The organism is bacterium (assembly GCA_022616075.1).
Lineage (GTDB): Bacteria > Acidobacteriota > HRBIN11 > JAKEFK01 > JAKEFK01 > JAKEFK01.
Genome location: JAKEFK010000187.1, coordinates 1 through 11,060 on the forward strand (window position 1 = coordinate 1; position 11,060 = coordinate 11,060).

General features: G+C 46.7%; 9 protein-coding genes. 7 read left to right on the top strand and 2 right to left on the bottom strand.

Annotation, left to right across the window (positions count from 1 at the left end; genetic code table 11):
• The first annotated feature begins 325 nt into the window (after positions 1-325).
• Entirely contained in the window at positions 326-1,492 is a 1,167-nt protein-coding gene (locus L0156_14995; protein ID MCI0604303.1) for a hypothetical protein, read from the top strand.
• Between the two features lie 191 nt (positions 1,493-1,683).
• On the opposite strand, the gene L0156_15000 is transcribed toward L0156_14995, so the two are convergent.
• The gene (locus L0156_15000; GenBank protein ID MCI0604304.1) at positions 1,684-2,643 is read right to left on the bottom strand and encodes a TonB-dependent receptor plug domain-containing protein; all 960 of its coding nucleotides are present in this window, start codon (positions 2,641-2,643) and stop codon (positions 1,684-1,686) included.
• Positions 2,644-2,882: 239 nt separating this feature from the next.
• On the opposite strand from L0156_15000, the gene L0156_15005 reads away from it, so the two are divergent.
• From L0156_15005 to L0156_15015, 3 genes are read left to right on the top strand one after another with little or no spacing between them, the layout of a single operon-like run.
• Entirely contained in the window at positions 2,883-3,428 is a 546-nt protein-coding gene (locus L0156_15005; GenBank protein MCI0604305.1) for an RNA polymerase sigma factor, read from the top strand.
• Between the two features lie 27 nt (positions 3,429-3,455).
• A complete protein-coding gene (locus tag L0156_15010; GenBank protein MCI0604306.1) occupies positions 3,456-4,199 on the top strand; it encodes a hypothetical protein in 744 nt (247 codons plus the stop codon).
• Between the two features lie 24 nt (positions 4,200-4,223).
• Complete coding sequence (locus L0156_15015) at positions 4,224-7,256, top strand: CHAT domain-containing protein (protein MCI0604307.1); 3,033 nt, start codon at positions 4,224-4,226, stop codon at positions 7,254-7,256.
• Positions 7,257-7,321: 65 nt separating this feature from the next.
• Here the strand turns inward: L0156_15015 and L0156_15020 are convergent, their stop codons facing one another.
• Positions 7,322-7,678 (bottom strand): hypothetical protein, encoded by a 357-nt coding sequence (locus L0156_15020; protein MCI0604308.1) that lies wholly within the window; start codon positions 7,676-7,678, stop codon positions 7,322-7,324.
• A 209-nt stretch (positions 7,679-7,887) separates the two neighbouring features.
• Between L0156_15020 and L0156_15025 the strand changes: the two genes are divergently transcribed.
• The 3 genes from L0156_15025 to L0156_15035 form a co-directional block, all read left to right on the top strand.
• Complete coding sequence (locus L0156_15025) at positions 7,888-8,622, top strand: hypothetical protein (protein MCI0604309.1); 735 nt, start codon at positions 7,888-7,890, stop codon at positions 8,620-8,622.
• Positions 8,619-9,488, top strand: coding sequence for a hypothetical protein (locus tag L0156_15030; GenBank protein ID MCI0604310.1), 870 nt, complete (start codon positions 8,619-8,621; stop codon positions 9,486-9,488). Before L0156_15025 ends, L0156_15030 begins: the two co-directional genes overlap by 4 nt.
• Before the next feature lie 16 nt (positions 9,489-9,504).
• Positions 9,505-11,060 (top strand): hypothetical protein (locus L0156_15035; protein MCI0604311.1); only part of this gene is annotated, 1,556 nt, incomplete at its 3' end.

Sequence of the window (11,060 nt, forward strand, 5' to 3'; positions counted from 1 at the left end):
AATTGTATCAAGAGAAATCGCAAGGCAGAACCTTTGCCTATGAGAAGCTGAATTAATGCAAACAGAAATTCGTGCGAGTGAAACGGCATGTTGAAGCAGGTTCACTGGATTGGCGATGTATCAATCGCCATTGACAGAGGTAAATTCCTTTGGATGTTCGGGTTTTTCCACTTTCGGCATCTTTTTAGCAACTAAAGTTGTTTCTGAAAGCAATTCCTGTTGCCAACCACCTAATAGAAATCTACTTCATGCTCGGATTGATCGCTTTCCGAAGAAGGGCAAGAGATTTGCTGGGAAGCAAAACCATAAGGAGGAACCTTGAGATATGAGTCACACTAAGTTTTTCCAAAAAGTTTGTTTGGTTTTTGCTGCTCTATTATTACATGGCATAGTAGAAGCAGGGGTCCAACGAGTGGATTATTGTAATGCCCGGTTTACGCCGCCAGCCATGGTGCCGGTTGTCAAGGGGAGCGGATCTGCTGTTATGGTCGTTCGCGGTGACTTCACTGATCTTACTACTGGCGTTACTGCGCCTTCGGGGATCACAGTTGCGATTGGAAACAAATCGGGTGGCGGTGGTCTAAACACCAGCGTACAGTTGACTGTCACCGTGGGCTCGAGTGTGGGTACCGGTGCTAAAACGATAAAACTCGATCCTGGGATAGGCGCTTTCAACATCAATGTCCTGAATGCCCCATCGATAACTTCAATTGCAGTTGTGCCAGCTTCACCCATTCAAGAGGGTACGCAGGTAACCATTACTGCCACCGGAAGTGGCCTGGCAAACGTCCGGTATAGCGATAGACGTACCTCGGGGGCCATATCAAATATTCAAAATGTTACAACCGGAAACGGCACAACCTTTGCCTTCAGGGGAAATGCCGTGCGGAGCGTATCCATCAATGCGTCCGACTTTTTTGATTCCCAGATCACAACTCAAGGTGGTATAGATGAAGGTTGTGCCAGGGCCGTTGGAAGCGGCACACTTTCTTACACCGTAGGACGTCCCGATCTGGTTGCCAGTAAACCAACGAAAGTCTACCGCCTTAGCGCCGTTGATTCTTGTGATGGCCAAACTCTCGCCGTTACGAAAGATGACTTCTGCACATCCCCGATAGGGACCCCAATGCCAAATCCCACAACCGCACAACCCCGAGTTGAACAGGTGAAAAATGTAGGCGGGATCGTCTATATCATAACGAATCCGACGGATTTTCCGATCACAGGCTCCTTCATAGTTCAGTTGAAAGTAGGTATCAACGTTCTAAAGGAGGATACGGTAAATGGTTTAGGGGCAAAGGATCATAAAGTGTTGGGATTCTCGAGACCAGTGAATACTCGGTTATTAATGCGACACCTCAACTGCCCGAAATGTTACGATTTGAACCGGGCTCCGCACAATTGGGTAGATCCTCAGTACACTGTAGTCGTAGATGCCGGCAATCAAATTCCAGAAGGGAATGAAAATAATAACACCACATTGTCGGACTAATGGAGGTTGGGGCCATAACCTGCGGATCCAATGGGAATGCGCAGCGGGCTGTCTGGGATGGTGCTAGGCTCTTCAGGTCCGCACGGCTTCGCATAATTACCGGAAGCTATCCCATCACCATGGCCAGATAAGGTGGACAACGATGATATTACGATGCAGGACGAAAGCGGGATCGTTTGATGGATCTTTTTTCAGGAAATCGGTTTGTGTATATACTGCTGTCCCATTGTTTTAACGCTCAAGCATGAGTCTCGGCCGGCAGATGCCAGTATTTCCGCCTCGCCTGACCTGGCAGACTCCCCGTGCGAATTCCAGGGAGCTCCGTTTCTGAATCCGCGAACGTGTAGTTTGCATAAACTCCCAAACCATCTAGAGGCGCCGGCAAAAATCGCAACTGGTTCTGATACAGAACGTACTTTATCGGGTGGAGTTTTCGTGACGAGATTGATTGCTCCACCTATAGCATCTGACTCCATGTCCGGCGTTAATGCTTTGGAAACTTCAATCGCTTCCAGGAGATCTGCCGGAATCACATCAAGACCCACAAAGCGGATATCTCCTTCAGGAGCCGGAATTCGTTCGCCATTGATCGAAACAGATGTAAGCCTCGGTTCGGTACCACGAATTTGAACGAAGCGTCCTTCTCCTTGATCACGCTCCAAAGTCACTCCAGGCAATCGTTGGGTTGCTTCGGTCGCATTCGAGTCGGGAAAGCGTCCGATTTGATCGGCTGAGACAATGTTCTTAATGTTGATTGCAGTCTTTTGCTGATTCAACGCCTTCGCCTGACCTTCCAGAAAAGGAACCTCCACTTCAACAGATTCCCGAAACACGGGGATCAATTCAATTGTAAGAAAATTGGAAGCGCCCGGAGTGATGTCTACGACGGTCTCTCTTTCATTGTAACCAAGCGATCTTATCCGTATCACTTGTGAACCGGATGGAAGTTCAGACAGCCGGAAAGTACCATCTCGATCCGTTTGAGTTCTCAAGTTTTTCTCAGTGAACTCAACAACAGCTCCTACAACGGCAACTTTGGAAAAAGAATCCAGGACCTGACCGGAAAGCACAGAGCCGTTATCTTCCTGCGCAAAAAGAAAACTCGTGAATAGAATCATGAGAATCGAGAATATGAAATAAGTTTTTAACATAGCGTTTACTCCTGCGGATTCGCTCACGAAATCTGAAGGAAAGCAAAACACTATAGCTTTGCCGAAATGTAAATCAGAGGCTAACAGGTGGTAAATTTGCCCACCCTTCCTCGGTATCGGACGGTCGATGAAAAGGATGGCGGCGGATTGTGATGCTCAATGGATCAGCTCACGTGCATTCAAGTTGATTCAGAGTAAAATGGAATTTCGGCATCACCAGCGTCTTAAAAGAAGGTAGCTTGGAAATAGGGCTTCAAAATCTGAAAGATTCGGAGCTACTCGATGCCTTTAAACGCACAGCGGAAAGCATATATTTCCAGGAGATCTATCGCCGTTATCGTGAGAAAATCCGGAACGGTTGTCTGAAGTTTTTCAGGGGAAATGATGCCTTGGCTGAGGATGCCACTCAGGATGCATTTGTAAAAGCTTTGGAAAAGATTCGACAGTGTGCAATCGATAGTATCGGAGGCTGGTTATATACGGTAGCCAAGCATTCATGCATCGATATTTATCGAAGGCAGATGATATCTCTGAATTCGTCTTCTTCCAATCTTGACAGGATACCAAAAATAAACGGGTCGGAATTACGGGCACAAGAGAAAGAATCAAAGCTCCTCAAGCTAAGGCAACTACTGAATGAATTAGATGAGAAACAAAGAATATGTTTAAAATTATACCTGGAAGGTTACAGTTATAAGGAAATTTCCAAACTCACTCAATTGAATGAAAAGGCAGTAAAATCTGCCATTCAGACGGGAAAAGAAAATATCAAAAAGAGGATTTAAGAGGTGGAAAGTTAGAACGGTACGAGTATGGACATCCCTGACAGCTTTCAAGAAGCGTTTAATGAACTAAAAGCGAGGCGTGGAGATTGCCCCGGCTCGGACGAACTTCTGCAATATCAACAGAAATCGTTGCCGGAAGAGCAACTGGTCAAAACGAAACAGCATATTGACAGCTGCGGACTTTGCGATTCGATCGTTACTCGATTGGCGCAATTTGACTCTGCGGTCACAGAGAAACCAAAGCAAAGCATCCCCTGGATGGTTACGGTGCGGCAATTTTTCCTCCAACCAGCGGTAGCATATCTGGTGGCACTGGCATTGCTTTACCCGGCATATGTTGGAATTTTTCGCAAGCCTGTAATAGTCGAAAAAATAACTAAGGCGCCGGCACCGCCGATACAAGGAGTTGGATCTGCACAAGATTTCGATCTGGGTGAAGGAACAGTTCAAAGAGGCGGTAGCCCTTCACTGGCTCCGGTTCAGGTCATCCGGATTTCCGCCGAAGAAAAATTCTTCATTTTGAACTTCTTTGTTCCTGTGCGACCAGACCGGCGGTATGAAATGCAGATTGTGGATGATAAAGGAGAACAGATTACGGCTGGAAAGGTTACATCCCGCGATCGGCTTGGAAATTTTTCTCTGGTATGCACCTGGGAGCTGTTTCCCCCGGATCCATATGTCCTAACAATTAAAGAGCTGGAGCAAAACTCTCAGCAAGTGCATGATGAATATTTTTTCCGTTTTACAGTTCAGTCTAAACCTGTCTCATAATCCTTGAAATAAACACGGGCTGAGATGCGAATCCTTGCGCTTATTTTCATTCTTTCTTCTGTCTCCTCCCTTGCCTCAGAACCGGAAGATACTTTGTTGGAAAAGCTGTTTACAGAAGGAAGTATTTTGGAGAAAAATGGAAAACTTCCAGAAGCAATTCTCAAATACGAAGAAAGTTTGAAGATCGCCCAGGATTCCGGGAATCAGACTGCGATAGCGAAAAACTTCATCGCGATCGGCCAAATCAAAACGAAGCGTGGAGAATATGCTGAGGCGATCAAGCTTTTCGAACAAGCCAGAATTCTGGGGGAAAAACTAAACGATCCAAGAATCATTGCCAACGCGTTGATTCGAACCAGCGATATACAGCAGAGACAGAGTCAGTACAAAGAGGCGTTGGGAAATATTCAAATGGCTTTACAAATCGCTGAAACACGAAACGATAAGGAGTTGATGGCGAAAGCACTCAACGGCATTGGGAATGTCCACTATTTTCAAGGAAATTTTTCTGAGGCGTTGGATGTTTACCAGAGATCACTAAAGTATGCCGAAGAATGGGGAGATAAGACTGCAATTTCCATTGCGCAGGAGGCTATCGGCAAAATCTATCGAACGCAAGGTTCCACCAGCGAAGCTCTCGAGTTTTATGTGAAAGCTCAGAAAACTGCCGAAGAAGCAGGCGATAAAGTCCGGCTTTGTTCCATATTCAGCAACATGGGAGTCGCCTACAAAGAGCAAGGGCTGCATGAAGAAGCCTTCCAGCGTTACCTGCTCGCTTTGTCTGCAGCAGAGGAGTTAGGAGACAAGCAAACCTACGCGCAAACCCTAAATAATCTGGGAAGCCTGAATCGTGAACAAGGATTTCTTGATAGAGCAATCCATTACTATCACCAGGCTTTAAAATCGGCAGAGGAAGTACAAAACACCAGGGGAATTGCTTTGGTCTTGAATAATATGGGAGACGTGTACGCTACCCAGGGGTTATATGAAAAGGCGCTCGCGTATCTGGAAAGAGCATTGAAAGCCCGGGAACAAATCGGCGACAGGTGGGGAATTACTTCCACGCTAAGCAATATCGGCAGTATCTACGAGAATCAAGGCAAATATGACAAAGCGCTCGAAAGCTATCAACGCTCACTGAAAATCGCCGAAGAAGCTGGAGATCGGCCTCGAATAATTCTGGTGACATACAACTTGGGAAGAACTTATGACAGAAAGGGACTTTACTCAGAATCGGAGCAATATTTCCAGCGATCTTTGCAAGTCGCTAAGGAAATCGATTCCAGGAAAGGGATGGGATATGCATTGGAAGGGCTCGGAGCCACGTATCTAAAAATCCAAAAGTTTCAGCAAGCGGAAGAGGCTCTTCTTCAGGCGCGTACTTTTGGAGAAGAAATCAAAGAACCAACGATCATCTGGGAATCCAGTTATAGTTTGGGAAAAGTTTATGAGAGACAAGGTGCGATCCAGAACGCGCTTGCATCCTATCGCTTAGCAACCGATCAGATTGAAAGGATTCGCAGTAGAGCAGGTTTAGAAGAAGGCAAAGCCGGTTTTTTGGCAAACAAATTAATTGTCTACGAAGATTTGATCCGATTATTGCATCGACTTCACAAAGAGAATCGCGGCCAGGATTATGAGACTAAGGCTTTTGAATATTCAGAGAAAGCGAAGGCCCGTGCCTTTTTAGACTCTTTCGCCGAAACACGAATTCGGAAAGGTCTCACCAAAGAACAAGCAGTAGCCGAAGCACGCCTTCTCCGCAAGATTTCCCGCATTCAATCCGAATTGTGGAAGGAAAAGATCACAGAGCAAAAGAGGAACGAAACTTTAAGAAAACTTCAGGAAGCAGAAGAAGAATTGGATCAATTCCTTCTTGATTTAAGATTGAGCAATCCGAAATATGCAGATCTACAATATCCGAAACCATATGGTTTGGATCGGATCCGCAAAGAGCTGGATTCTGATACGGCGCTTTTGGAATTTTTTGTAGGCGAAGAAGAATCTTTTGTTTTTGCCATCACGCAGAAGGAATTTCGAATGGCTTTGCTGCCAAAGAAAAAAGAATTAAAGCAGCGGGTTGAGAAATATAAAGCTGCTATTAGCCGTCCTCCGGTAAGTTCCAGAAGTGGAAATGCAGAGAGCACGCATCGTGAATATCAAGATTTGGCTCGTGCGCTATTCCTGGAGCTTCTCAGTCCTGTGCAAAAGACGATTAGGAGCAAAAAGAGCTGGATTGTGATCCCGGATAGTGTTCTACATTATGTTCCCCTGGAAACGTTGATCACGGAAAGAGATGAATTGTTGCTCAAACGGTACCAATTTTCTTACGCCCCGTCTGCTACAATCTGGGCAAATCTGAGAACGAATCAGGGAACGGAAAATCGCTCGCGGACCCAGCTTCTTGCATTTGCCGATCCTGAATTGCTGTCTGACAGCTCGAATCAGGAAAGGTCGCTCAGCCAGTTGCGCAGGTTGAAATATGCAAGGCTTGAAGTAGAAGGGATCAGTGCTTTGTATCCGCAAACGGCGTCCACACTTTATTTTGGTGAACAAGCCACCGAAGCGAATTTTAAAAAAGAGCCCATTCTCCAGTACAAGATCATTCATTTGGCGACCCATGCTGTGGTAGACGAAGAATTTCCGCGGCGTTCCGGAATCATTCTTTCGCAAACGAAAGAAGCGGAAGAAGATGGGATACTCCAGATGCATGAAATAGTGAATCTCAATCTAAATGCTGATCTGGTCGTACTGTCGGCCTGTGAAACGGGACTGGGAAAGCTGGTAGGGGGAGAAGGAATCGTAGGTTTAATGAGAGCTTTCCTTTACGCAGGCACCAAAGACGTCGTTGTTACTCTTTGGAACGTTGATGATAAATCAACGGCGGACCTGATGAAACGTTTCTACGTCCACATGAAAAGTGGAAAAAGCAAAACAGAATCTTTAAGACAAGCCAAACTCGAATTCATCCGATCCGCCGAGTCCGGTTCAGGCTATGCGGCATACAGCAATCCATACTATTGGGGTCCATTCGAATTGGTAGGCTCCGGAAATTGAGCGTTCCAACTCGTCTGATATTGGATCGTAGACCTGGCGACAGTTCAGATGTTTGCTATCGACTCTTACCGGGCTTCCTCAACCAGGACTGAATTTCCGTTAACGAAAAGCCGTATGTAACCGCGAATGCTACTCCTCTTCCCTGAAAATGTGAATTTGCAGTAAAAAGTATCGTTACTGAAACCTGCAACAAAGTCGCTACTTACACCCGGAAAGATAGGACCTGTGTTAGTGACAACTGGGTGGCCGGAACCATCGAATAGCGTAACGGTTACCTCCACAGGGTCAGTGCTTACGTTAAAGACGGTGCAGGATACCGTGTTCCCGTCATTTTGTACGGGTGGGGAAATCAGAGTTACGGCGTCTGACGAAGCGGTCAGCACCAGAAGGGCAATTGCCATGACTAGTAAGTGGATTTTCATTCTTTCCTCCTTGAAGTTACTCGAAAAGCCGCAAAGAACAGATACGGGCGCACGGGATATCATCCAGTTCATTCGCTCGCAATCTCGAGTCCTTACGTAAAGACGCACCAAAAAAGGAATTTCCATCTAGTTCTGCATGGAATTTTTCTTTTTCCTGCGTCTTTAAGGAGACGCTGCCTGAAATTGAAGCTAAAAAGGGAGGATGACTAATGATGAAGGCAAATCTGTTCTTTATTGCGTTCTTATTTCTGTTATTGAACTCTGCTGTGACAGCGGCAGGTTCTCTTGGTGATTTCAACAATGATGGTTTTGCGGATCTTGCTGTCGGCAAACCGCTTGAAGATATCGGCAGCGTTCAAAATGCCGGAGCTGTAACTGTTATTTATGGATCCGGTGGAGGCTTGAACGCTGTTTCGCCAATCCCGGACCAGTTATGGACCCAGGATTCACCGAACGTACCTGATTCTCCCCAGACTGAGGATCGTTTCGGCGCAGCGCTTGCCGTCGGTAACTTCAATGGCGATCTATATGATGATCTCGCCATTGGCATTCCGGGGGAGAATCATTTTAACGGTATCCGTCTGGTCTACAGCGGAGCAATTCAAATCCTCTATGGATCCTCAAATGGTCTCACTACTGGAGGATCGAACCTTGGTAAGTTCTTCAACCAGGATTCTCCGGACGTCGCCGGTTTTGCTGAGGGGGGAGATTATTTTGGGAATGCCCTTTCCGCCGGCGATTTTAACGGGGACAACTTTGACGATATTGCTATCGGCATTGTTTTTGAAGATGTTGGGTCAAAAGAGGATGCCGGAGCGGTCCAGATCATTTATGGTTCGCAAAATGGTATCAGTCCCACTGCTGTTTTGAACGATATGCAAATCAACCAAACCAATACTCTCTGGGCGGCGCCGATCCTTTCAACTTCTTTGGATGGAGTTTGACAGCAGCCGACTTTAATGGAGATGAATTGGACGATCTTGCAATTGGAAGTCCATGGGAATCACACGAAGCTCAACATAGTGGCTCAGTTTATGTAATCCATGGTTCAGAACAGGAGGGCCTTTCTACTATTGTTCTGAGCAACCTTAGAATGCGCCAGGGTGATAACGGAGTAGAAGACGACGAAGAGGTTCACGATCATTTTGGAAGAGTCCTGACCGTCGGAGACTTTAATAATGACAGCTTTGACGATCTGGTGATCGGTGTACCTGAAGAAGATCTTGGTTCGGCGCAATCGGCAGGATGCGTGCACGTTATCTATGGGTCCAATGAGGGACTTGGAAATGATGACGTTCCAATTCCGACTCAATACTGGACCTGGGATTTACTTGGTTACAACGGATCACCGGCCGGTTTTGGTTGGTCTCTAACTGCTGGCGATTTTAATGATGATGGAAGGGATGACCTCGCTGTCGGCACACCGTTTGAAGACGTATTAGGTGTTGCAAATGCAGGAGCCGTTTACGCAATTTATGGGCTTAATTCGTATGGGCTTGCGATCGTCGGCAATCAAATGTGGCATCAGGATAGTACGGACATTGAAAACATTCGAGAGTTCGATGATAGGTTCGGCTATTCACTTGCTGCCGGCGATTTCAACAACGACAGCAAAGAGGACCTGGTGATTGGTGTTCCGTATGAAGATCAGGACGGCTTCAACAATGCTGGCGCGTTCCATGCAATTTATGGATCCAACAATGGGCTAAGCGCCACAGCCGTGATTGCCGATCAGTTCTGGCATCAGAACTCCACAAATATTGAGGACGCAAACGAGGCCAATGACTATTTCGCCTTCAGTTTGCCATGACCCCGGGAGCTCAAAAATGAAAACAATTTCGTTACTTATTTTCGCTTTGATGTTTGTTTCCGGAACACTTTGTGCCGAACGATTGAACATTACCAGTCTTCGCGTATCTCCTATCATTGTGGTGGGTGAACCATTTGATGTTTCCATTACCGCCATCGATCCGATCGGTGTTCAGCAGATCGAAATCTTTTTCGAACGGCAGTTTCTTGTGCTTCCCGCGTACGGTGTCAAAATAGCGGTTCTAACAACAGAGCTGGTTGGCGAGATCGCGGCGTATCAAACAATCGAGGCTGTCGCGGTGGGAGTCGATGGGACACGCGGAAACGTAACATCGATTCTGGTTGGGATCGCAGATCATTCCAGCGATACTCCGGCCGATCATTTCGAAGAAATCGAATTTTCGGACAATCCACTTGCTCTTTACGAGCCGGGACCGCTTTATACACGCGGCTTTTCAACGGAAGCCAAACTGGGTAAGGCGGATGCTCAACGCAAGCAAGACGCTCTCTTTGATCAGCATCTACTCAAGCACCTGCACCCCTGGTGGGAGACATGGAAGCATTCCGGCGGACCACAGCCTTTTGATTGGGAAAACTATTGTGTCGATGTACCAGGCATTACGCCCAACGGTGAAGTGCTGGAATGCTGGTTAGAGTTGAATCCAGGCGTGCGGTTTGCTCTCATGTGGGAAGAAGTAAATCTGGAAACGGGAGAAGTCGACACTCTGAACTATGACGAGTGGGACTTCCTCATGAGGAACTATCTCAACGTCACGTTTTATCAATACTGGCAGTGGCTGAATTCTGACCTGACACAGTTTAATGGCCCTATCCTTGTGGATCCTCCTATCAATCAGGTACACCTTCAAGTTGGTCAGGCAGCCGTGACCTCCTTTAGCCGGTATGATGCATTAAACCTCTACATTCAAACAGTAGCGCACAGTCTGGCGCTGGAAATCGGCGGTTTTGTTCCATGGTCCGTTTTGAACTACTCTTTCTTCGATCTTGTCCAATTGTTCTCCTCGCACTTCATTTTTCATGCAGGCCATTTTGATGCCGTAACTTTGTCTAATCCAACTCCTGTCGTTTTCAACGGCTGGTGGCCGTACGGTGATATCACGAATTCTCCTCCCAAAAGAATTTTTGAATTCCTTGTTCATGAGAATATGATCCGGATGACGCATTACGACAGTATTAGTAGAGTCCTGAAATGGAGCCGTGAAACTATGAAGCACTCTGCCGGAATGTTGCTGGCAGAAGACGCCTATAATCACTGGCAATACAGTGGAAGCCCGCCACTTCGACGGATTCTCGAAGGAACTCCACGGCTGGATCCACCGGGAGATGTTTCCAGCTGGATGCAAGGATGTCACGGTGTATCCTTTTTCTTCTTCCATCTCCTTCGGGGAATCAACATTCCGGTCGCCACCACGTGGATTCCAAACTTCGGTCCGCCGGGCGGCCACAGAGCGCCCGTTTTCCACACAATTGACCGCACGCTCAGCCATGGAGACGATGCTTATCACATCCGGATAAAAAACATTCCCAGCATTGATCCTTCTTATATTCCACC